16 protein-coding genes and 1 CRISPR repeat array (1 of these 17 cut by a window edge) are annotated in these 23,722 nt (G+C 63.3%); of the genes, 4 read left to right on the top strand and 12 right to left on the bottom strand.

What is annotated here, in order from left to right; genetic code table 11:
- Positions 1-2,273: a CRISPR direct-repeat array (repeat unit 32 nt; unit sequence GTTTCAATCCACGCGCCCGCGCAGGGCGCGAC) (it extends 78 nt beyond the left edge of the window).
- A 176-nt stretch (positions 2,274-2,449) separates the two neighbouring features.
- From cas2 to N4264_RS21575, 7 genes are all read right to left on the bottom strand, one after another.
- Positions 2,450-2,740 (bottom strand): CRISPR-associated endonuclease Cas2, encoded by a 291-nt coding sequence (gene cas2 / locus N4264_RS21545; RefSeq protein WP_261694276.1) that lies wholly within the window; start codon positions 2,738-2,740, stop codon positions 2,450-2,452.
- A 6-nt stretch (positions 2,741-2,746) separates the two neighbouring features.
- A complete protein-coding gene (cas1c, locus tag N4264_RS21550; RefSeq protein WP_261694277.1) occupies positions 2,747-3,787 on the bottom strand; it encodes a type I-C CRISPR-associated endonuclease Cas1c in 1,041 nt (346 codons plus the stop codon).
- Positions 3,784-4,419, bottom strand: a complete 636-nt coding sequence (gene cas4, locus N4264_RS21555; RefSeq protein ID WP_261694278.1) for a CRISPR-associated protein Cas4 — start codon at positions 4,417-4,419, stop codon at positions 3,784-3,786. Before cas4 ends, cas1c begins: the two co-directional genes overlap by 4 nt.
- 16 nt (positions 4,420-4,435) lie before the next feature.
- Positions 4,436-5,305, bottom strand: a complete 870-nt coding sequence (gene cas7c, locus N4264_RS21560) for a type I-C CRISPR-associated protein Cas7/Csd2 (RefSeq protein WP_261694279.1) — start codon at positions 5,303-5,305, stop codon at positions 4,436-4,438.
- The gene (gene cas8c, locus N4264_RS21565; protein ID WP_261694280.1) at positions 5,302-7,110 is read right to left on the bottom strand and encodes a type I-C CRISPR-associated protein Cas8c/Csd1; all 1,809 of its coding nucleotides are present in this window, start codon (positions 7,108-7,110) and stop codon (positions 5,302-5,304) included. The genes cas7c and cas8c overlap by 4 nt, the downstream gene beginning before the upstream one ends.
- Positions 7,107-7,781: a type I-C CRISPR-associated protein Cas5c gene (gene cas5c / locus N4264_RS21570; RefSeq protein WP_261694281.1), complete on the bottom strand. Its 675-nt coding sequence runs from the start codon at positions 7,779-7,781 to the stop codon at positions 7,107-7,109. Before cas5c ends, cas8c begins: the two co-directional genes overlap by 4 nt.
- Before the next feature lie 158 nt (positions 7,782-7,939).
- The gene (locus N4264_RS21575; protein ID WP_261694282.1) at positions 7,940-10,189 is read right to left on the bottom strand and encodes a CRISPR-associated endonuclease Cas3''; all 2,250 of its coding nucleotides are present in this window, start codon (positions 10,187-10,189) and stop codon (positions 7,940-7,942) included.
- Between the two features lie 949 nt (positions 10,190-11,138).
- On the opposite strand from N4264_RS21575, the gene N4264_RS21580 reads away from it, so the two are divergent.
- Together N4264_RS21580 and N4264_RS21585 are read left to right on the top strand one after the other, a co-directional pair.
- Positions 11,139-11,462, top strand: a complete 324-nt coding sequence (locus N4264_RS21580) for a hypothetical protein (RefSeq protein ID WP_261694283.1) — start codon at positions 11,139-11,141, stop codon at positions 11,460-11,462.
- Between the two features lie 713 nt (positions 11,463-12,175).
- Positions 12,176-12,445 carry a hypothetical protein gene (locus N4264_RS21585; protein ID WP_261694284.1) on the top strand — a complete coding sequence of 90 codons (270 nt, stop codon included), beginning with the start codon at positions 12,176-12,178 and terminating at the stop codon, positions 12,443-12,445.
- Between the two features lie 13 nt (positions 12,446-12,458).
- On the opposite strand, the gene N4264_RS21590 is transcribed toward N4264_RS21585, so the two are convergent.
- From N4264_RS21590 to N4264_RS21605, 4 genes are read right to left on the bottom strand one after another with little or no spacing between them, the layout of a single operon-like run.
- The gene (locus N4264_RS21590) at positions 12,459-12,887 is read right to left on the bottom strand and encodes a Csu type fimbrial protein (RefSeq protein WP_261694285.1); all 429 of its coding nucleotides are present in this window, start codon (positions 12,885-12,887) and stop codon (positions 12,459-12,461) included.
- Positions 12,888-12,896: 9 nt separating this feature from the next.
- A complete protein-coding gene (locus N4264_RS21595; RefSeq protein ID WP_261694286.1) occupies positions 12,897-15,425 on the bottom strand; it encodes a fimbria/pilus outer membrane usher protein in 2,529 nt (842 codons plus the stop codon).
- Positions 15,404-16,117 (bottom strand): fimbrial biogenesis chaperone, encoded by a 714-nt coding sequence (locus tag N4264_RS21600; RefSeq protein WP_261694287.1) that lies wholly within the window; start codon positions 16,115-16,117, stop codon positions 15,404-15,406. Before N4264_RS21600 ends, N4264_RS21595 begins: the two co-directional genes overlap by 22 nt.
- 1 nt (position 16,118) lies before the next feature.
- The gene (locus N4264_RS21605) at positions 16,119-16,616 is read right to left on the bottom strand and encodes a Csu type fimbrial protein (protein ID WP_261694288.1); all 498 of its coding nucleotides are present in this window, start codon (positions 16,614-16,616) and stop codon (positions 16,119-16,121) included.
- Here N4264_RS21605 and N4264_RS21610 point away from each other — a divergent pair.
- Positions 16,615-16,863, top strand: coding sequence for a hypothetical protein (locus N4264_RS21610; protein ID WP_261694289.1), 249 nt, complete (start codon positions 16,615-16,617; stop codon positions 16,861-16,863). The genes N4264_RS21605 and N4264_RS21610 overlap by 2 nt on opposite strands.
- A gap of 68 nt (positions 16,864-16,931) precedes the next feature.
- Here the strand turns inward: N4264_RS21610 and N4264_RS21615 are convergent, their stop codons facing one another.
- The gene (locus N4264_RS21615) at positions 16,932-17,261 is read right to left on the bottom strand and encodes a hypothetical protein (protein WP_261694290.1); all 330 of its coding nucleotides are present in this window, start codon (positions 17,259-17,261) and stop codon (positions 16,932-16,934) included.
- Positions 17,262-17,713: 452 nt separating this feature from the next.
- On the opposite strand from N4264_RS21615, the gene N4264_RS21620 reads away from it, so the two are divergent.
- Positions 17,714-23,695 carry an EAL domain-containing protein gene (locus tag N4264_RS21620; protein WP_261694291.1) on the top strand — a complete coding sequence of 1,994 codons (5,982 nt, stop codon included), beginning with the start codon at positions 17,714-17,716 and terminating at the stop codon, positions 23,693-23,695.
- Positions 23,696-23,722: the final 27 nt, after the last annotated feature.

Raw genomic sequence — 23,722 nt, forward strand, 5'->3', positions numbered from 1 at the left:
CGCCCGCGCAGGGCGCGACCTTGATAGTTTCATCAAGCCCCTCAAGTTTGATGTTTCAATCCACGCGCCCGCGCAGGGCGCGACTTGACAGGATTGACCAGCGCCTCAGCGCCGCACGTGTTTCAATCCACGCGCCCGCGCAGGGCGCGACGTCCTACAAGATGATCACCGAGGTGATGGCCTGTTTCAATCCACGCGCCCGCGCAGGGCGCGACGTTTCCTGCAGCGCGGCCTTGAACGTCGTGATCGACCGTTTCAATCCACGCGCCCGCGCAGGGCGCGACTATCGGTCCCGAACCGGTAGCGATTGCATCGCAGTTTCAATCCACGCGCCCGCGCAGGGCGCGACCTTGGATGCGCGGGAATCGCTCGAGGCGATCGCAGTTTCAATCCACGCGCCCGCGCAGGGCGCGACCGTCAGCGCGATCTCATCTTGCTGCAGATGGCGGCGTTTCAATCCACGCGCCCGCGCAGGGCGCGACGTTACGTACCCGCGCTACAACCTCGACGATGGGCAGTTTCAATCCACGCGCCCGCGCAGGGCGCGACGAATTCGCTTTCGACCTCCGCTGCAGGGATCAACGTTTCAATCCACGCGCCCGCGCAGGGCGCGACCTACTGCGCCCTGAGGACTATGCCTACCTGTATATGTTTCAATCCACGCGCCCGCGCAGGGCGCGACCCCGCTGCACCCTGGAAAGTCTTGATAGTATAGTTGTTTCAATCCACGCGCCCGCGCAGGGCGCGACCTTATAAAACCATGGATCAGTTTTAGTTTGATTGTTTCAATCCACGCGCCCGCGCAGGGCGCGACACGTCATCCACGGCCGGTCCACCAGCACCCAGACGTTTCAATCCACGCGCCCGCGCAGGGCGCGACCGGCGTCATGGGGTTCGTGTTGCGCGCCGGCTCCGGTTTCAATCCACGCGCCCGCGCAGGGCGCGACCTTCTTACACCACGCATACACCTGGTCGGCACGGTTTCAATCCACGCGCCCGCGCAGGGCGCGACGCCTCATCCGCCGCCATGTCGGCCGGCGATGCAAACGTTTCAATCCACGCGCCCGCGCAGGGCGCGACCTCGCCAAAGTTGACCGGGGTCACGACCTTGCCGTTTCAATCCACGCGCCCGCGCAGGGCGCGACGCCCGTACGCCGCCGGGCCGCATCGTGCGGTACTGGTTTCAATCCACGCGCCCGCGCAGGGCGCGACGGCTCGCGCGCAGCTGGCGCGCGCCACTGGCAATGTTTCAATCCACGCGCCCGCGCAGGGCGCGACGCGCTTACCGGCTTGCACGTCGACCGAGGCCACCAAGTTTCAATCCACGCGCCCGCGCAGGGCGCGACACACGGCCGCCCAACGCATGCACCTGGCGCAGAACGTTTCAATCCACGCGCCCGCGCAGGGCGCGACCACCTCACGGAGAAGCACCAATGGCTGGCCGTACCGGTTTCAATCCACGCGCCCGCGCAGGGCGCGACTCGGCAACCTGATCCCCGGTACCGGCCTGCTGAAGTTTCAATCCACGCGCCCGCGCAGGGCGCGACCGCCGACGGAGCTGCTGACGCTGACGAGCCTGGGGTTTCAATCCACGCGCCCGCGCAGGGCGCGACCGAGGGCGGCCGGTTTCAGTGGCGTGTCAACGGCGGTTTCAATCCACGCGCCCGCGCAGGGCGCGACACGCCTGCCACGCGGTCGCCGCCTGGGCGCGGACGTTTCAATCCACGCGCCCGCGCAGGGCGCGACACGCCTGCCACGCGGTCGCCGCCTGGGCGCGGACGTTTCAATCCACGCGCCCGCGCAGGGCGCGACACCCATCCACCCAGCGCGGCACGCTGCATGGCACGTTTCAATCCACGCGCCCGCGCAGGGCGCGACATATGGCACCCGCTGCCCGGCGTGCGGGCATTTCGTTTCAATCCACGCGCCCGCGCAGGGCGCGACCGGCAGGGTCGTACCGTCCGGGGCCACGACGCTGTTTCAATCCACGCGCCCGCGCAGGGCGCGACGTGCTGACGGTGTATTTCGTGTCGCATTTCGAGCAGTTTCAATCCACGCGCCCGCGCAGGGCGCGACCCGTCACGCGCGATCGAGGACACGAACGCGGAGGTGTTTCAATCCACGCGCCCGCGCAGGGCGCGACCAGCTGACGCGGTGCTCGCCGCAGCAGGCCTTGTTTCAATCCACGCGCCCGCGCAGGGCGCGACAGCCGATACCGCGGGTGTACTTGCGATCAAGCTTGTTTCAATCCACGCGCCCGCGCAGGGCGCGACGGCCCCAGTCTAACTGACAGATTTTCAAGGAACCAATCGGTCACCAGCGCGAACCTCTTCGTGCACTGGGAAAATCACGCCCTCGAATCAGGGTGGGCGCACAAGTGCGCCAATGAATCAACGTGTTACGCCCGCGCGAACCCTCCGAGGGACGGCAAGTCGCTAGCGGTTCGCACTCAGAAAATCAGCGGCCCCTTCAGATTCACGGGGCGCTTGGCGCCGATATGTTCTACCCGTCGCTCGCCATGGGCGCCGAGTTGATAGAAACGGAGGCTATCGTGGTCACTATCAATGATGTCGACCAATTTCTGCCGGAGCGCCACCCAGGTTGCCGGCTCCACCTCCACTTCGAAAACCGAGTACTGCACACGTTGACCGTAGTTCCTGCAGGCCTTGGCAATTCGACGTAGTCGCTTCTCACCTTCGACGTCCACCGTACTGACGTCATACGTCACCAGAATCAGCATGGCAACTCACTTCCAGAGAAATGGCGGGTACGCGTCGAGATCGCCCCGAAGATGACGTGCCATCAACTGAGCCTGCAACCACGGAAATAGCCCGATTTCGGCAGTCTCGCCGCAGAAAGCATGTTTCAAGGGCTCCCTCTTTCGCTCTTGATACGCCACCAGTACGGTCTTGCGCGCATCATCCTTCAAGGTTACTGCCCCGCTATCGGCAACAATGAAATCCGTAGGCCTGAGCTGCCGACGATTGATCAATGACAGCGCAAGGCGATCGGCGAGTACGGAACGGAATTCCTCTGCGAGATCCAGCGCCAACCCCGGACGGCCCGGACGATCACGGTGAAGAAAGCCAACAGCCGGATCGAGCCCGACCGATTCCAGTGCGGACCGGCAATCGTGCGTGACCAGTGTGTAGAGAAAGGACAACAATGCATTCACGCGATCGCGAGGTGGCCGGCGACTTCTTCCTTCGAACTGAAAGCCCGCGTCGGACACCCGAATCAGATTCCGGAAGACGTCGAAGTACCGTCGCGCTGCGTCTCCTTCCAGCCCGCGCAAGCTGTCTACATCCGGCGTACGGTGCAACCGCTCCACTATGTGTGCCAGGCCACGGTCAGCCTGCACGAGCGCTCCAGATTCAGCCGCCGAACAGCTTGAAGCGTGATCGCGTATCGCGCGACGAATCACCGCGCGCTGATTGTGGATCTTCCCAAGCAGAATATGACATACGACTGCCGCACAGCGGGATGGATCGTCACTGCACCGGTACTGCTCTCTACGCAATAGCACGTTTCCCGACACGGCCCCTTCGACGCGGGCGAGAAATCGGCCGTTCATTGTCAAGAAGGAAACGCAAATTCCCAGCTCACAACAATGCCCCATCAGCGCGGGGGACATCAGCACGTTTCCGAAACACACGATGCCGGACAGCAAATGCAACGGTAAACGCCCACTTTCTGCCTTCTCGACATCAATCACGACGTTCTCGCCATCTTTTCGCAGCCACGCGCCTTCCGTCGTCACGTACAACGTATTGAGAAGCGGTCTCACGACGAATCATCCCCGAGTGCTCGACGCAACCACTCCTTCACGCTTTCCCTGCCTGGCGACCGCCGCGGCCGGCACAAATCCAAAAGAGAACAGGAGTCGCATCGCGATGCCATGTAATCTGCTGTTGGCGTCGTCTGGTTCTGTATCAGCGCGCGGACAAGATTGATTACCTCCAACGTCAGGGCTCGCAGCCCGGCGTCAAACCGGACAACAACACGTCGTCGCGTCTTTCCGTAGAACAAGGCTCCCTCCGGCACCGGAGTTCCCAGCATCTCCTCAAGACACAAGGCTTGCGCGCATAGCTGAACTTCGTCGGCACGGTGTGACTTCGGGCTACCGCGCTTGTACTCGACAGGAAATGGCTGCAATCCGTCGTCGCCCACGAACTCCACAACGTCTGCTACACCGACCAGCCCCAATCCGTCGCTTCCGATTGCCAGCGCAGTAGCAGTACGCACACCGTGTCGCGCCTCGGTGCGAGGGCGGTCGCTGCGATCGTGCAGCAATCGCCCTTCAGCGGTGTGGACATTCTCTGCCCATAGACGCTCGACATGAATCAACGCACATTGACGCGGACAGTACAGATAGTGCTGTAACGCGGAAATCGGAATAATGATCTCTTCACTGTCCACGCGCGCCATCGACCCACTAGAACATTTCGGATACCGTCACACCCGCGGGCACACGCTGCTGATCGACACTGACGCGGTAGTCGGAGAAGCCGCGTGCCGGAGTTGTGGCATCACCGCCGGCGCGACCGATGTGAACCGCATCGAACAGAACATGCGCAGGTGCGTTGCCCATTGGGTTCTCGTGCTCAAAAACAATGAGCTTTCGAGCTGCCATCTCGCCGCGAGCTGCCGACCGGTCGTGTTCGAACAGGTTGCCCAAGGATCGCCAAAACAGCTGCAGGTCGTCTTCGGAGAATCCGGTGCGCTCGGCAAGCTTCGCAGAAATGAAGCCGTGCACCCGATAGAGGCCGTAAGGCAGAATGTGCTTACGTCCCATGGTGCGTTCCTTTTCCAGATCACGCTCGTTGGTGACCGCGACGCGGGTGATTGCCACTTCCAGTGGCAGAACGGGATCAATGGATGTGGCGAATGCCATTTGGACGGGACCGCGAACCTGTCCGGAATTGACTTCCGTCGTCATCACCGCTCCGAAGGTTCGCACGTCAAAGAAGTTCTTGCACATCCAGGCGGTCAATTCCCGCGCCTTGGCCTCGTCCTTTGGTAGCTTCTTCGGTTCGTGCGTGATCCCCAGCGCGGAATAGGCCTGTTTGTGCTGATTATTGAGCACGGACTTCTCTTGCATATAGATCGCAAAACCCGGCTCGCCCTCCTTCTCAAGGGATACATAGTTCCGGATCTTTCGCTTTAGCGCTACGTCTGTCACCAGGCCCTTATTGGTTTCAGGGTCAAGACGCGGAAGGTTTCCCGCATCCGGATCCCCATTGGGGTTGCCATTGGCGACGTCGAACAGGTAGACGAATTCATAGCGGTGAGTGATCACGCTCATGCCGAGACTCCTTCCGATTCATTCACGGTTTCATGCGATTCCGCTTCGTCACCCGCGGCATAGCGCGACTGTGTCTGGTGGTAGTAGCCAATCGCAAACCGTCCTTGCGCGGCGATTGCCAGACTCCGAGGGAACGACGTTTCCAGCGAATCGACAATGGCACCGATTTCCTTCTCAAGCACCACCGCCAGCCCCGCCTTTTCCTTGCGAATCTTACTCAGGTGATTCTGCGCGTTGCGCAGCAGCACCGGGAAGATGCTTGCCGGCGTCGCCGACGCAGCGCCGTAGTAGCGGTCGCGGATGGTGGCGTTGACCTGCCTTCCCAGCGCCGCCTTCTGAACACTCTCCAGGGTCGAGAACAGTCGCCCCAATACATAGCCGGGATCGGCACAGGTCAGATCGAGACTCACGGGTAGTACTCCCTCGTCGGTCTGTCGGTTGCTCAGCCGCGCATCGCGGACCAGGACTGCCTTGCACAGCGCCACACGCGTACCAGTAACTTCGCCGTCTGCCCGAAAACGCATGACGAGCGTGCCCACCACGCTCAAGGGATAACGCGTGCCACAAAGTATGGCGCGCGTCAGCTCACCAGCGAGCAGGGGCGATACGTCTTCGTCTTTGGTCTTGCCACTAATAATCGGAGCGGTTGCCCGTGCTAGCGTCCGGGGTGATGGTGGACGCTGCCAACGGACAGGCTCGATCTTCAGGTCGTCATAGTGGGCAGCGAGCCGCTGTGCAAAGCGCCCAAGGGTGTCTGTCTCCCAGAAGCGGACGGAAAGTCGCGACGCATTCGGTGCAAGTCCCAAGACGAAGATCTGCGTTCCGTCATTTAGATGCCCGCCGAGCTCCCGCAATGGACGCGCATGCCGGATCTGTTGGAGCGCACTTCGCAAGAGTTCCGTCTCACGAGCGTCATCATCGCGATGGTCAAGAAACGCCGCGAGCAAGCTCTCGGCCTCCTCCGCATCTCTCGTGGCTGGCGCCTGGGCCCAGAACACGATCGTCGTGTCGCCGATCTGCAGGCGCTGTCGATTGTGCGCGTCCCGGCGCAGCAGATGATTCAGCGCCGTCGTGTACGCAAATGCGGCTTGCTGCGAAACGGGCGCATTGTCGCCCTGCACTTTTCCAAACGACGAGAATGCGCCCAGATTGAACGAAACAATGGATGCGCCGGAACTTTGTGCGCCATTCACGCCTTTTATTGCCGGGTGCAGACGCGCCAGCGGCGAATACTCGCCCGTAACAAGGCACGTTCCGCGTGATTCGTCTCCGCCTTGCTGCTGTTGCCAAGCGTCACGCGCCGCCCGTCGATCATGCAGGTAGCCCAGGTCGCCATCCAACTGGAACACGACATTGGCATCCAGCATTTCGTCGCCCTGGTCGACGAAATGGACGTTCTCCCGGAACTGCTGCGGCGTCCAGCCATCCAGGAACGCCAGCAGAGCCTGCACGCCCGGGTCGTTGGATACGGCCAGCGCTTCGCAGTGTCTTGCTTTGAACGCGGCATGCTCCTTTTCACATCGCGTGCTGGTCGCACTGACGCCCAGCACGTAACTGGTCTTGTCCCATAGAAAGTTGGAAGCGATACCAGACGCCCGCTTTCCAGGCTGAGGCACGCGGATCAGCCGCGGTGTCGGCTTCTTCCCACTCATATCCCGAAGATCACTGATATCGACGACTTCGCCGTTCTCTGCAAGTCGAATTGCGAAACTGATCTTCTCCTGACTGTAGCCCGGAGGGGCAACACCCGAAGCGCTGTCGTCCAGCAAACGCTGGTAGTAGTCAGCCAGCGCGGAGAGGATCATGCGTGCACCTCCTCGCCGGACCACGCCGGAACTGCGATCAATCCGTTGATCATTCGCGCGCGGAAAAATCGCGGCGTAATGCCGTCGGCGAAATCGATGTCATGAAGCATCCAGCCAAGGTCGCGCTCACCGTTGAGGGCGCAATCTGGCACCGGCACGGAATCGACATCCTCCACGAGCTGAAAGTGGGCGGGAAACTCCCGCGTTCCCAGACACGGCATCTGGAAGCACTGCCCCTTCCGAGCCCGCCGATTGAAGATGTCCAGGTGCTTTCCTTCACTATCGTCGGCGCCGGCATTCTCGGTCAGTTCGAAATGCGCCGAAATCACATAACCGACATTCCGCAGGATGGTCGCGGCCCGCTGCTGCCGGTCCTCCTCGACATAGGTCACCAATCCATCCGTGCGTTTTGCCTTGATGGCCTTGGCAACACTGGCTGCGGAAAGTTTTGCGCCGACCTCGTTGCGTCGAATCGATTCGAAACGAATCGGCTTCAATACCTGGATGCTGTCAATTACCCATCGAATCGCGGGCTTCCAGTGAATGGCATCCAGTATTCCTCTCGCCGCCGACGGCGTTATCACGTCGTAGGAGACGCGTTCGACCTTCATTTCCGGGCGTGTGAACAGCGCCCGGTCGCCCCAGATGTGAAGCTTGATTCCATACGACATTGTCCCTCCCCGCTACCTGGCGTAGATGGCTACGACACCTGACCTCCGTCAACACCGCCTTGTTAGAAAGAACACAGATCAGCCAGAGCTGATGCTTACGCCTACTCCGCCTGCCCCTCCCGAGTCGCCGTACTCGATAGCAATTGTCCACTATTTTCTTAACGCACCAATTGCTCCGCGTCAAGGAACTGTGGGTTGTCCCACCGCAAGCCAAACCGTGCGTCGTACAGCCTCGGATTCACCAGCTCGACAAACTGTTCCCCATACCGTTCCGGCGCCACCGGGGCGATGGCGCTCGCGCACCTTAGCGCGTCGTACGCCTGCCTCGGGACTTGAACGAGGTAGGGCTGCACCCATCGCCCGGCCGTCGCAGCGTATTCGAGAGTTTTCAACGCGTTGGAGATGTAGGGCTCACGGTTCCCGGTACCTGGCACGAACGGCACGATAATCGGCAGCATTGCTGTTTCCACGATTCGGAAGCGGGCTGCCAATGTCTCCAGCGGCAAGTTCTCCGGGCCGGCGCCCTTGAGCAGTCCGAGCAGGTTTTCGTTGTCCAGCCTGTCGCTGCCCAACAGGTGGTAGATCTCTCGGAAGTAGTCATCTACCGCTGCCAACGCAAGCAGATCGTTACTGTGTCGGCGCTCTGTGGCACGGAACGCCTCTGCAAAGCGCTTCAGCTCCGGCGGAGGCGCCCAATGGGGGTTCGCCGTCCGAAACACCAGCACTTCACTCGCTTCCGGCAATGCCAGACCTTCCCGGTTGCAGCGGCCGGCGGCCTGCGCCACCGAGTCCAGGCCCGCCTCGGCGCGCCAGACCGACGGGAACGAAATATCCACGCCTGCCTCAATCAAACTGGTGCTGACCAGCCGGCATGGCAGATTTTCGGCTAACCGGGCGCGCACCTCTTCAAGCACTTGCCGACGGTGGCGCGCATACATCAGCGTGGTCAGGTGGTACGTACCTTCCAGGTCTTCCATCGACTCAAGCAAGTGCCGTGCATGCCGTCGGTTGTTGACGATGCAAAGTACCTGGTTCCGACTACGGAGATTCCCCACCAAAGTTTCATCCTCAAGCACGCCCACATGGCGCACCGTTACGCGACGAAGCCGCTGATAGAGCGATCTCGGCTCCGGTGCCAGCTCGCGCACGTTCTCCAACCCGTCGGGAAAGCCTTGATCCTTCCGAAGCGATGGCTGTGTCGCCGTGCAGATGACCACGCTGGTCCCATAGTTGAGTGCCAGCTCGTCAATCAGCGCCACGCACGGCCGTAGCAGCTTTGGTGGCAAGGTTTGCGCTTCGTCCAGAACAACGACACTGCCGGCAATATTGTGCAGCTTCCGGCAGCGCGACGGCCGGTCTGCGAATAGACTTTCGAAAAACTGAACAGCGGTGGTGACAACGATGGGCGAATCCCAGTTCTCCATTGCCAGTCGACGTTTGTCCTTCGACGCGAACGCGGTGGACGGGTCGTCGACGAAAGCGCTGTGGTGTTCCAGAACGACGTCGTCCGAATCACCGAAGACACCCCGAAAAACAGCCGCTGTCTGCTCGACGATACTAGTGAACGGAATGACATAGATGATCCGCCGCAGGCCGTGCCTGACGGCGTGATCGAGCGCAAAAGCCAGAGACGCCAACGTCTTGCCACCACCGGTTGGCACCGTCAGTGAGAACAGCCCGGGCGTTTCGGTCGCTTTGCTGCGCACGTGAGCAAGGACTTCCGCGCGGATGGGGTTGACGCCGCCGACCGTGGGTAGTCGGGCGAGGTGTTCACTGAGCGTGTCACGCAACAACGCCAACCCGGGCGACATGTTCTGCAGACGCGGAGGCGCGCCCTCGACGCGACGATAGAAGTTGTCTGTATCCAGATAGTCTGCATCGACCAGACACGAGAACAGCATTCGTACCAGCAAAGCCAGCTGGAATGCGCCACGTTTGCTGCAAGGCTTGAAACCGTCCGGCAGACAGATTGCATCCGGAAGGGCGATTTCACTTTCCCAAGCCGACAACAGTGGCGGCAATGTCTGACGATAGTCATCCGACATCCGTTCACGCAGGGAGCTGCGCTTCTCACCCCCGTCACCGTTAGCAAGTCCGGCGTGATGACCCGCGATGGCATAGGCTAGCAATGTCGCCAACCCGTTCTGACGGCCTGAATATCGCTCTCGAACAATGCGGGCGCCCCAGGTCGCATGGTCGACAGCGTAGGGATCCCCCGCCAAACGGCGTTGAAAGCGCTCCGTGTACTTGCCAAGGTCATGCAGCATACCGGCGACCCTCGCCAGCACCTGTGCATTGAACCAGGCCGCATTGGCGGCCGCGCCCTCTCCGACCGCGACAAGATGTTCCCGCAAGAGCTGCCAATCGGATCGATTAGCCTTTTCCGTCGAATGTGCATGGAAAACCATCGTGTCTCCCTGCTCAGACGCGCACCTTCCGTACCGTCTGTCCGAACTCGTGCGCATTGCAATTGCACCACCGGAGTACTGCGCGCACGCCGGGTATGGTCTAAGGAAGCTAAGACGCATCGCACAGGTTGAGACAATCAGCGCCACGCAACGATATATGCCAATTCACCCGTTATTGAAACTTACGGCGCCACGCACCACAGGACCAGACGATGGGAAGATGCCCGTAATACACGCGGTCCAGCATGGCGCGACCATCTTCCATTTTTTTCGGGTGGCACAACGTCGCCACAGAAGTATTGAACGTTACCGTCGTAAATGCACGTCTATAGAACTCGCTACCCGCTATGGCCGCGGACCGCATACCGCCGAGGTACCCGAAGCCGTTTCGCCCCGTTGAAGCGCAGAGTACGGACATCGCACGAGCAGGTCACCGCCGAGCAGATCAGAGGCTTCGCCCCCATACCGCGCCGCCCGGAAAATCTGCCACCCTACGGATTGACGCCGTCGCGCCGGGTCCGTAAGAATCACCTTGCTGCCGCCAAATCGGCAGCCCAGGATTGGTCTCCTGGAGAGTAGGCGCAGCCAAGCGCCCATCCGACGATGCCGGCGCTTTTTTGTGCCCAGTCTTCGGCTGGGCGCCCTATTGATACCATCCGGTTTCAATGGCGGGCGGCGCTTGGCAGCCGCAAGGCTGGCCGGAACCTACTCCCGGTAGACCAACCAGGCGTCGTCCGTCACCGTTTCGGGTCCGGTGACGGGTCACTCCCACTCGTCGAGGACACGCAATGTCTCTCCGCATGGAACGCCCGTTCGCCGATCGCGAACGTTTGCCGTCGAGTCGTACCCGCCGCCTGCATCCGGTTTCGCGCCGGTGCAGGCGGTTGCATCGCAATTCCCGGGCCCCGCTGTCGTGCCTTACCCGCCCCGCTGCATCAAGGAGCGGCGCGTGAGGCATTCCCACGATGACGATGATCAGGTCGACACCTCGCCCGAGTACGGCATCCACGATGTGCTCGTACCCGCGCTGGCCGAAGATCACCACGACTTTCCGCGCATCCTCCGCGCCGCACGCCACGTACGCGACACCACGCTTGCCAGCCTGCGCACCGTCGCACAGCTGCTACGCGCGGCCGCCAACGGCGACAACCCACGTCGGTCGGACCTGATGCACGACGCCGGCCACGTCGTCGCCCAGCTCACCGAATTCATCGACGCGATGACAACCCTGGAAAGCCATGCCGACTTTCAACGGCAGCGACTGGCGCGCTGATCTGCCATTCCCTGTAGGTTGGCGGTGAACGCAGCGAACCCCGACATCGGGCCTCTATGGCACCTCGGCCTGTGTATTTTGCGCCCTTGCTGGAGTTCGCTGCACTCACCCCAGCCCACCGTTGTGCACTTTCAGTTTTTGTCGCGTAATTCACCCCGGGTGCGCTGCGCTTACCCAGGCTACAGGGAGCACTGCTTTTATAGCCCGGGTTAACCCGCAGGGTTCACCCGGGGTGGGGCTGCGACCACGATACGAGAACTGCCACGCCTCACGATGTTGCACTGCGAACGTCACAGGAAACACCGTCAACCGCACCGGAGCGGTTGACCCATCCAAACAGCGCGGTGCGTCTTTCCGGAAGACTCACCCGCTGCGCACGATGGAACGGTGTTTCCGGTGACGCTTGCCATGAAAACCACCGGTGACTGCTATCCCTCCGACAGCGCCAATCGCGCGAGCGCTGTCGGGCACGGGGCTGTGCTGACGAGTGCAGCCGTGACAGCCAGGGTAGCGGGCGCCGGTTCCTATTCTTCGTTGCGGCTGCGGCGAAAGCCACTCGGACCTGCGCGGGAACATTCGGGCTCTGCTCGCAGCGACGGATTCCTCTGCCCGATCACCCCGCGCGGCGCGTTCTCCCACCGCCCAGCCCGTTTCACCCCCAGCCAGCTTCCGGCCACTACCCTGTCTGGGCGCCTGGACAAAGGGAATTCGTCATGTCTTCGGAAAATCCGAAAACCGAGCTGGATCATGTGAATGACACGGTGCTGCAGCTCAAGGAAATGCGCCATTACGCGAAGAACAATGTCGAGCTGCTGACCACGCAGTGGATGTTGTTCGACGGGACGCTGGGCAAGCTCAAGCGCACGGAGCTGGATCTGATGTCACGCCAGAGCCAGTTCTACGACGCGCTGGAGGCGGCGATTGCGGATCTGGAGGAACTGGCGGCGAGTCTGCAGCCGGTGCCCGAGGCTGCATCGGAATAGCGGGTGGGGCCGCTCAGTACGTCACGGTGACGACGAGCGTGTCGGCATACATGCCGGGTATCGCCGTGGGTTGCGCGGGAATGCGGCCGTAGGCGGTGTGCGATACGCCGGCGGCGTCGGCGGTGCCCGAGACGGTGACGGTGGATCCGCTGCCATCGCCCCAGATGGTGCTGCGCGATGCATCGGCGTAAATGTTGTAGGCGAGATTCCCGCTGGTGCCGGTCAGCGTGCGGTCGGCGAAATCGCCGTTGCCGGCGCTCAGGCTGATGCTGTACTCGGTGGGATCCGGGCAGTAGACATCGATGCGGCTGAAGCTGTCGGTGGATGCGGCGTCCAGCGGATTGATCGGCATGAAGGCCATGGGGTCGGCACTGACGGTGCAGGCAACGGCCGGCAATGCTGCCGCATAGACCACAAAACCCGAACACCGCGTTTTCCACATGACAACCTCCTACAGGCAGGTGATGGTGCCCAGCTCGCCCGGCCTGCCGTCACTGGCCTGCGGGATGTCCACGCCCACGGAGCAGCTGCCGTCAGGCCAGCTGACGATGAGATCCTGTCGCCCGGCCATTCCCGCTTCGAAGGCGGCAAGTCCGTTGGCACCCACAATACCGGACACATCGTTGGCGAGGATATCGGATCCCGCCGGAACGGGCGCGCCGTCGCTGCGGACGATCGTTGCGACGAAGCTGCGACGCAGCGTGCCCGCAAAATGCACGCGTACGCCGCTGCGCCGGGCAGGTACCACTTCGGCCCGCGTGCGCTGGAGCGAAACTTCCAGGGGAACATCCTGGTCGTCGATGCCCACGACGTTGCGCTGGTACGGAAGAAGGCCTACGGCCAACCCACGGCCGGATTCGTCGGCGCGGCCGACAACCTGTTCGTTGAGCGTGACCTCCACGTTTTCTGCGCCGCCATCGACCACGGCGAACGGGCCGTCCAGCCAACGGGACATCCACAGGCGGCCGTCTGCCCAGACCACGCCACCACGAAAGGATCCACGCAGGGCGGTTTCCTTCTCCACACGCGCCGCATCCACCTGCGCGACGCCCCAGGGCCCGTTGTGGATGACCGATGCCTGGCTCCGCAGGCGTCCGCCCTGGGCGCCCACCGACGCGCGATAGCCCGCGCCCGTCCCGCGCGGCGGTGCCTTCTGGTAGGAAACGTCCCAGAAGCTGGACTCATCCGACGACGATGCATTCGCGCTGAGATTGCTTTGCGGGCCCAAGGGCAGCACGTAGGAGAGCGAAACCGTCGTGTCCTTGGTTTCATCTTCCCGCGACACCAGGGCCTGGAGATAGCCCAGCCACAGCGGCACTGAACCGCGCACATTCCAGGCGGCGTAGCGCTTTCCATCCAAAGTTTCGCGATCGATGCGGCTGATGCCGAGGTTTACCGGCTTGAGCTCGGCGTTGAGATAGGCCACCAGGCTGCGCCGCGCCGCAAATGCCGAACGATTCGACAGACTGGTGAATCCCGTTTGCGCGACGCGCAGGCGGGCGCCGGCACTGACATGCCGGCCGCGGTGTTCGACACCCGTACTCACGGCGTGACGGTTCGGGCCGTCCGCCGGCATATCCTGTTCGACACCCAGGTTGACGAGCGCGTCATCGAGGATCACCGCAACCAGGCCTGCACCCAGCACGAGGTGATCCGGAAACCATTCCATTCGCCCTTCGAGGGTCAGATGCGGATTCATGCCGCGCCGCCAGCTGGCCGCGGCAAAGGTGTCGCCGTAGCGATCACCCGCGCCACCAAACCCTACGCGCAGCTTGCCGGCGTCGATGCTCCACTCCTGCTTGCCGGGCATCAGCAAGCCAGGATCACCGTAGAAGTCGGACTCGATCACCTGCACCCGGCCGAGCACGTCACGCACGACGGCGCGCACATTGCCCGAGCCCGTCACACCGGGAATAGCGCCGATATCGAATGGCCCAGGATTGATCGGCTGCGTACCCACGAGGCGGCTGTTGATGAAGACATCCAGTACACCAGGCAGCGCCGATTCTCCCTTCACGACGATCGGTACGCTGTGCAGGGCCCAGGGCTGCACCGATCGCTCGGTGCCATAGTGGATGCCACCAAATCGCACCGGCACCCCAAGGGTTCCGCTGCCTCCGATGGCATCGCCTATGCGCAGCTGGCGCCCCGTCTCGGGATAGTCGCGCACGAAACCTGTCTCCAGCCGAACCAGTTCGCCCGAGCCGGGCAACAGCGCGTGCCGGCTGGCCGCCGACCAGGTGCCGCGAAAGACAACGGCTTCGAACAAGCCACCGATGTCCGATTCCGTATCGGCATGCTGCGCCACGAGTTCGTAGTTGAGTGCGGCGCCACCGATCAGGTCGGCAGACACGGCAACCTTCTCGCCACCGGTTGGACGGACGACCGTGGTCTGCAGCAGCGCCGTATCCGCATACAGCGAAAGGACCTGATTCGGTACGTCGATGCTGTAGCGCAGGCCCGGCACGGCGCGCAGCGAAACCGGGCCCTCTGCGATGACCGATGCGCGCAGTCCGACAGCGTGGAGATCTTTCGCGTCCATGACCAGGTCGTTGGCCGGACCGGTTGCGACGACCGGCTCTTCCCTGGCGACGTGATTGAGATTCACCGTCAGCAGCCAGTCGCTCGCACCTTCCGATTCGAGCGGGGTGGCAGCGGTGATCAGTACGACACCAAATTCCGGGCGTACTTCGATCCGCACGTCGGCGACGGACGAGGCGCGATGAAAGCTTTCGCCATCGATGCGTCGCGGTGCGTCTGATGGTACCGGCAGCCCGAGGACATTCAGATCAAGAGCGCGCAGCAACCACTGTGCATCGCGATCCCTGACCATCCGCAGCGTGTAATGCCGGTCTTCCCCGTTGACGATCGCGCCCAGCCACGATTCTTCGTCGGCGCTGGTCGCCAGCGCCGGCATCAGGGCTAGGAGTGCAAGGAAAAGGGCGCGGCAGACGGCGCTCAGCGCGACGCGACCGTACACGTTTGCGCGTCCCTGCCCCCCGCATCAAACGCGAGCGTGTCGCCTGCCCGGATCGTCGTGTTCGAAGGCAGGTTCACGCGACGGCTGGCCCCTGCCAGCACATACACTTGTCCCTCGTGCAGCACACGTTGATCACCACTGCCCACGGAACGAAGGCGCGTGAATCGATAGTGCACCGGTCCGTTGCGTGTAATGTCGAGCGCGCCAGAGCCCGCCACATGACAGCTGAGCGATGGCGGATCGGAGATCGGCTTATCCGGCGCAACGAACACCGGAACGCTCAGCTCCACGATGGTACGCACACCGGTGGAAACGTCCGGCGTTTCCGGGGGGACTTCGCGAAAGCTGACACGGTAGCTTTGTTCGACGGTGGCGCTTTGCGGGTTGCGCAGGGCCACGCGGACCACCTGCCGCCCCTGCGGGGGCAGCTTGATCACCGGCGGGGCAACAATGAGGCCATTGTCGGCGACGACATTGTCGCGTCCGCCATCCTGCGACCACTTGCGCGGCTCGGCCTGCACGACGATCGCCTGATCGGTGGGGTTTTTCAGCTCAAAATTGGTCGTACGCTGGCCGGGCTTCAATTCCGCCCGGACCGGCGTCAATGACAAGGAACCGCACTGCGCCGCACCGCTTGCGAGAAACGATACGGCGAGCGCGACCCAGGGAAGTCGCGCCGCACGTGGAGTCATATCAGTAGGTCACCGTGATCGTCACTGCGTCCGAATAGGTGTCGACCGGCGTTGCGGTCTGCCCGCCAAGGATAGTCCCATAGACCGTGAAGACTTGGTTGCTGCCGGTGCCGTCGCTGGAAACCATTTCCGTGGTGTCGGTGCCATCGCCCCAGATCACGGTGCGGCCGCTGTCGACGAACAACGCGTAGTTGAGGAGTTCACTGGTGTTCGTGCCGGTCATTTTGCGGATGGCCAGAGAAGCACCGTCACCCGTGCCGGCATTGAGCGCGATGGTGTAGTCGGTGCCCACCGTGCACTGCACGGTGAAGTTCTGGTTGCCGGTGAGAGCCGAACCGGTGCGCGGGTCGAACTGACCGAAATTCAGCGTCGCGCCGCCAGCGGTGCACGAGTCGACGACGGTGGCGGCGACGTTCAAGGTGCTGGTGGTGGTGGCGGCGATAGCGGGCGCAGCGGCGATGACGGACACAACGGCAACGAGAGCGAAGGAAAGTTTCATGAGTTTCAGATTCCAGGAATGTGTTGAGAGATTCAATACGGATTTGATTCGGCCGTTCCCGAATACCGGCCAGGGGATTTCGCACGCGGCGATCGGGATGCTGGATTTAGGGCAATACAGTGGCTTCGCGCCGTGGCGCGTTTTCGAATCCTCCATTTGTGATCGTCATTGCCTGCCGGCAGTCCAGGCCCGAGGCGGCGCGGTGGCCGCTGGTCCGGTGGCGGACAATGGTGTTGCGGCGGGGTGAGGTGAAACGATTGCGAACTACATGGGTCGAGCAGTGCCTTGCAGTAAACGGGTGTGCAGCATCGGGGCTTACAGGGAATCGGTCGTCGCCACGCAGGGCGTCTGGTCAGAACAGGTCGCGCTCGCCGCGATGGCCATGGCGCGACGTTCGGCTTCCACACGCTTGGCCGTACGGGCGGCGAGAATCTCGCGAACGCGCGCGTCGGCCACTGCGTCCGGCGGATCAAGGCCGTTGGCACGGCGCCAGGCGCGAATCACTTCCGCGGCGTCTTCGTCCACCTGGATATGAATGCCGACCTTCGTTGTCTGCGCCTGGATCGGGTTGACTGCAAAGAGCGCGACGAGCGTGGTCAGCAGCAGGGCCAGGATCCGGACCAGTGAACGAGGGAAGGTTGTCATCGGGATTCTCCGCAAAGCGTCTGGAGGCTTCGCAGGAACAGCAGTGCAAACCCTGTGCTCAGACACTGCGCCGAAATCCCGACTGCGCCGACTGCACAAATAGTTCAACAAATACAGTCACTTGCATAACCTGGACGAAAGACCCGCCCTCGCGGGATGCCGTTGCGTCGGCGCCAATCCCACGACGGCGGCAGATTGCCGTCGTCCCGTCCGCCAGTGCGTCCGACGACTTGCCGACACCGTCCGGATCGGTGTGCGTTTCGACGCCCCGCACCCGCACGGGGAGCCCTGCGCTAATCTGTCACGGAAGCAGCACATGCCGCGTCAATTCCTATACCCGCCATCGCTTGACACTGTGATGCCAAATCTCCTTGGATAGAACGCAAGGAATGGCCGGACTTCGCCGGCGCAGTTTCCCGGCGCAGCCTCATTGCAGGTTCCAGGGTTTCGACATGCAGATCGATCCGGCGTCCAGGCAGAACGCAGCGAATACCGAGACGGATAGCCGGCGCGCCCTGCGCGGTCCGGTGGCGTGGATCATTCTTGTGATCGGCGCCGTAACGGTGTTCCTGCCCGCACAGCCGCCGCCGGGATATCCGAGCTGGTTTGCGCAATGGATTTTCGCGGCGCTCGTTGCTGTCGCGCTCGCCGTGGCGGGCTTACGTACGGCCGGGCGGCGACTGGGGGCTGTACTGCTGGGTGCGGGCGTTCTCGCGTTGGCCACCGTAGCGGTTGGCGACGTCGACTATTCCGCCGAGCACCAGTACGTACGCGCCGCACGCATTCTGTTCGCGGTCGCCATCGCAGCCCTGGGTGCCGGCCTGCTGCGGCGCAGTCTGCCGGCAGGACGCCAGCTGCCGCGCACCGTGCCAGCCTGGCTGCTCATCGCCTGCGCGCTGTGTGCCGCCGGTTTCTTTGGCAGCCCCTGGGATCCGTTGCTGGGCTGGAGCTTCGTACTGTCGTGCCTGGTTGCCGGGGCGGGGCTCCTGGCCGACCAACGCGGACATGGCCCACGGGAATACACGCAGATCCAGGTGGCCTGTGCAGCGTTCGGCGTGCTCGCATGGCTGATGGGCAGCCCCATCCTCGTGGGCACCGGTGAACCCAGCAAGACGATGCAACTGCAGACGGCGTTGTCGCTGCTGCTCGTGGCGGGCAGCCTGTGGGCGCACCTGTCGGAACGACCGCGCCTGGCGACGGGACTGGCGATCCCCGTGCTGGCCAATGTCCTGCTGATCCTGGTCGGCCAGTACACCGGCCATGACCTCAGCCTGGGCGCGCTGGTATCGCTGCTGTTCGCGGGCTCCAGCGGCTCGCTGGTGCCGCGCTCGATGTCACCCAATTCCACGTTTGCACTTTTGACCGGATGCCTTGCCCTGGTCGGCATGCCCAGGGACGAACGCGACACCTTTCGCGCGGTCCTGGCGTGGACCGGCGGCCTGCTCACGCTGTCGATCGCCACCGCCAGCGCCATCGGGCATGTGACGGGACTGCTTGACCTCACCGCCTGGAGCGGACGCGGCGCGATGGCGCGCCTGACGACGATCGCCCAGCTGTCGTTTGGCGCTGCGGTTCTGTCGCTGGCGAACAGCCGTGTCTGGCAGCGCCGTACGCGACGCGAGTGGATCGCCGTGTTCGGCGGCGTTGTGGTCGTGGGCGTCACCACGTTGATCTGGCATGCCATGCAGCCCGGCGACCAGGAGCGCATCCGCGTTGCCACGAACGAGGCGATGGCTGAAGTACGGCATACGCTGCAACGCGAGATCACCCTGCGCCGGGAGATGATCACGCGGCTTTCGATCCATGTCGCGAACGGTTCGGACCAGTCCCAGTTCGAAGCCGATGCCGCGGCGCATTTTCGCGACTTCCCCGCCCTGCGCGGATTGCGCTGGCGCGATAACCAGGGCAACCGCTGGCGGGCCGATGCGCCGGGAAGCGCGGCAGGCCAGTTGCCCTTCGTCGACGACGCCATTGCCACCGCCACGGCCGAGGGATTGCTCAAACCAGGCATGGCGGGCGCGTTCGTGCACGTTCCGAACGGTCCCTACCTGATGCTCGTGCTGGCCCCCGCGAGCGGCAGCGACAACCGTTCGGGCGACCTGATCGCGGCGTTCGATTTGCCGGCACTCCTCCAGCGCGTCCTGGACCGCCCGCCAGCGGGGTACGCGGTAAAAGTGACGCACCAGGGCAAGTCGCTCTACCAGGCCGGCATGGAAGATGTCGGCGAGAGCAGTCTTGCCGTGCAGGCCAGCGAGGCGCTGCTGGACGGATCAATGCAGGTCGAGGTCACACCCCGCCGCAGCGCAGTGGGATATCCACTGACACGGCTGTCGAGCGTGGTGCTGCTGGGAGGCCTGGCAATGGGCGGGTTCCTGGCCATGACGCTACGCTTTGCGCAGCTGGCCAGCCAGCGCACGCGCCTTGCCGAGGACAACAGCGACGGATTGCAGCGCGAAATCCAGGCGCGCCAGAGTTCCGAGGTGGCACTGGCAGCGGCCCTGGACCGGGCCGAACGACAGTCGCAGCAATTGCGGTCGATCATGCGTGGCGCGCTGCTCGCCAGCTCGAAGCTGGGCGACCCCAAGCTGCAGCAGGTACTGGTGGAGGAAATGCGCGGCGCGCTGTCGGCACATATCGCCGTGCTGCACCTGTTGCCCGAACGGGACGACGCCCACGCCAGGAACCACGTGTCGCTGTCGGACCGCTACGGCGGCTGGCGCACACAGCCGGCGGTCATCGAGGCCCTGGGCAATTTTGCCGCCGCGTTGCAGAGCAAGAAGCCGGTGATGCTGTCCGCGCAGGAGCTCGCGCACCATCCTGCCTGGCAGCAGTTCTGCCGCAGTGTCGCCGATTTCCCCGAAGGAATCAGCGTCATCTGCCTGGCGATCCGCGACCAGGCCGGCGAGCGCCAGGGCGCCCTGCTCGTGGCAGATCAGGATGTCGGTGTCTTCGACAGCGACGACCTCACGGTCGCCATCCAGTTCTCCCAGATCGCCGCCATCTCCATCGGCTGGTCACGTCTGATCGACGATCTGAAAGCCACGCGGGCGCATCTGAACGAACAGGTCGATGCGCTGGACAAGAGCCGCTCGATGCTGGCGCAGGCCGAGCGGGTCGCCCGCCTGGGCAGCTGGGAGATCGATCTGGCCGATCCGGAACACCCGCGCTACCAATGGTCGGAACAGGCCTTGCGCAGCCTGAACCTCCCGCCGATGACGGCGCAGAGCGACAAACTCCTGGGTCAGGACCTGTGGCACCCGGACGAGCGCGAGCAGCTGGCAGCGGCGCATCGCGCGGCCATCAACGAGGGCACGCCGTTCGAAATGGACCACCGCCTGCTGCAAGCCGACGGCAAGTGGCGCTGGATTCATTCCAAGGCCGAGGTGGTCCGCGACAGTGACGGCAAACCCGTCCGGGTCATCGTCACCAGCCAGGATATCCATTCGCGCAAGCGCGCCGAACATTACGACCGCACCCGCGCCGAAATTCTGCGCGGCATCGCGGCAGGACAGCCCTTGGCGGATACCTTCCTGGCCGTCATCGACCTGTACGAACAACGGCACCCGAAGGCCATGTGCAGCATTTTGCTGATCGAAGAGGGAGAACGGGTGCGCACGGCCGCCGCACCGCGCCTGCCTCCGGGCTATTCGACGCTGATCGACAACCAGCGGATCGGCCCCAGCTCCGGGAGCTGCGGCACCGCCGCCTGGCGGCGAGAGCAGGTCGTTGCAACCGACATCGCCACCGACCCGCTGTGGGAAAACTACCGCGAGGCGGCACTGGGCTTCGGCCTGCGCGCTTGCTGGTCGATTCCGATCATCAGCCACAGCGGCGAGGTCGTCGCCACGTTTGCAGTCTATTACACCGAACCGAAGGGGCCGGACGCGGAAGAGCAGCGCAACAGCGACATCGCCGCGTCACTGATCGGCATTGCGATCGACGCGGTGCGTGCCCGCCAGGCGATTGAGGAGAGCGAGAAGCGCTACCGGATGATCTTCGAGCGCAGTCCGCTGCCGATGTGGCTGTTTGACACCCAGACCCTCCAGTTCGTGGCTGTCAACGATGCGGCGATCGACCTCTACGGCTATAGCCGCGAGGAGTTTCTTGCGATGGGCCCGCGCGATATCCGGCCTGCGGATGAACTGACGGCGTTCGAACACCATCTCGCCTCGCGCCACGGCGGGCTGGAATACGCCGGGCTGTGGCGCCACCGCAAGAAGAACGGCGAGGTTATCGATGTCGAGATCGCCGCGCACGACGTGGATTTCGCCGGACGCGAATGCCGCCTGATCACCATCAAGGACGTCACCACGCAGCTGCGTGTGGACGCCACGAACCGGCTCCTGGCCCGCGCGTTCGAGTCGAGCAAGAGCGGGCTGTTGATCGCCGATGCCCGATCCGCCGACTACCCCATCATCTACGTCAACCCCGCGTTCCTGCGCGCCAGCGGCTACAGCGCCCAGGAGGTGATTGGCCGCAATGTGCGCTTTCTGCAGGGCGATGACCGCAACCAGCCCGCCGCAGAAACGATCCGCTCGGCGTTGGACCGCCAGGTGGACTGCGAGGTGATCCTGCGCAACTACCGCAAGGACGGCACGCTGTTCTGGAACCAGCTCGCCATTGCACCGGTGCGTTCCAACCAGGGCGAGGTCACGCACTACATCGGCGTGAGCGTCGACCTGACCGACATCCGGCGCTACGAAACCGAGCTGGCCTACCTGTCGCAGTACGATCCGCTGACCTCGCTGCCGCGGTTCGTCGATGCGGAGGAAAACCTGGGTCATCTGCTGGAGGAGATCGCGCGTGACGGCGACCACGCCGCGATGTTCTATGTCGACCTGGATCGCTTCCACGCGGTGAATGAAAGCCTGGGTCGCAAGACTGGCGATGAGATCCTTCAACGCGTCACCAAGCGTCTGCAGCAGACGCTCGGCGATCGCGCCCACTACTGGCGCGTGGCGGGCGACGAGTTTGCCGTGCTGGTGCGCTACCGGCCCGGCCAGCTCGATCCGCTGGGCCTGGCCGATTCGGTGCGCAGCGCACTGGAAGCGCCGATCACGGTGTCGACCTACAAGCTGTTCATGAGCGCTACGATTGGCGTAGCCCTCTATCCGGACAACGCGGCCACGGCCGCAGACCTTCTCAACAGTGCGGACGCCGCCATGGGCCGCGCCAAGCGGCGTGGACGCAACTCGGTACTGGCGTTCTCCAACGAGCAGGCGGCCCTGCTGCGCGACCGCCTGGAACTGGGCAGCCGCCTGCGCGATGCGATCCGCAACAACGAACTGGTGTTGCACTACCAGCCCCAGGTCAGCCGCCACGACGGACGCATCGTCGCGATGGAAGCGCTGGTGCGCTGGCAGACAACCGACCTTGGCTTGTTGCCGCCGGCACGATTTATCGGCGTGGCCGAGGAACAGGGCATCATCGTCGACCTGGGCCAATGGGTGCTCAACGAAGCCTGCCGGCAGGCGCGCGAGTGGGTCGAGGCCGGTCATACGGATATCCGCGTGGCAGTGAATGTGTCCGCCCTGCAACTGCACCGGCTGTCGTTTGTCGACGAGGTACAGGCAGCGCTCAACGCGGCGCGGATCGACGGTTCCATGCTGGAGCTGGAACTGACCGAAAGCGCGGTGATGGATGACATCCAGCGCTCGCTGTCGATCATGCTCGCACTCAAGGAACTGGGCGTGCGCCTGGCGCTGGATGATTTCGGCGTGGGCTATTCCAGCCTGAGTTATCTCAATCGCCTGCCGCTGGACAAGCTCAAGATCGACCAGAGTTTCGTCGGCGAGGTGACGCACCACAGTGGCGAGGCGGCCATCGCGCGCGCCATCATCGCGATGGGCCACGAGCTGCGCATCGTGGTGATGGCCGAGGGCGTCGAGACCGAACCACAGCTGGGATTCCTGCTGCGCAATCATTGCGACGAATTCCAGGGCAATCTGTTCTCCGAACCGCTGCCGGCCGAGGGTGCGGGCCAGCACCTGCGCCGGCGCTATCTGGAACCGCATGCCTTTGCCGCTTCACGCGCTGCCCAGGGCCTGTTGCTGGTCGACGACGAAGAGAACGTGCTGCGTTCACTGGCGCGCGCACTGCGCCGTGACGGCTATGCGCTGCATACGGCCAACAGCGCCGCCGAGGCGTTCGATATCCTGGCCCGGGAAAATATCCAGGTCATCGTCTCCGACCAGCGCATGCCGGCCATGACGGGTACCGAGTTCCTGAGCAAGGTCAAACAGATGTATCCGGAGACCGTGCGTATGGTGCTGTCGGGATATGTCGACATCACCACCGTCACCGAGGCCATCAACCGCGGCGCCATCTACAAGTTCATCACCAAGCCCTGGGACGATGAAAAGCTGCGCAGCGAAGTGACGGATGCGTTCCGCACTTACGCGCGGCAGCAGGCCGCCCGCGGTACGGCGGGCTGATCCGTGACGTAGCAAAAAGCCCGGCCA

It is taken from the genome of Tahibacter amnicola (genome assembly GCF_025398735.1).
In the GTDB taxonomy this organism is placed as follows: domain Bacteria; phylum Pseudomonadota; class Gammaproteobacteria; order Xanthomonadales; family Rhodanobacteraceae; genus Tahibacter; species Tahibacter amnicola.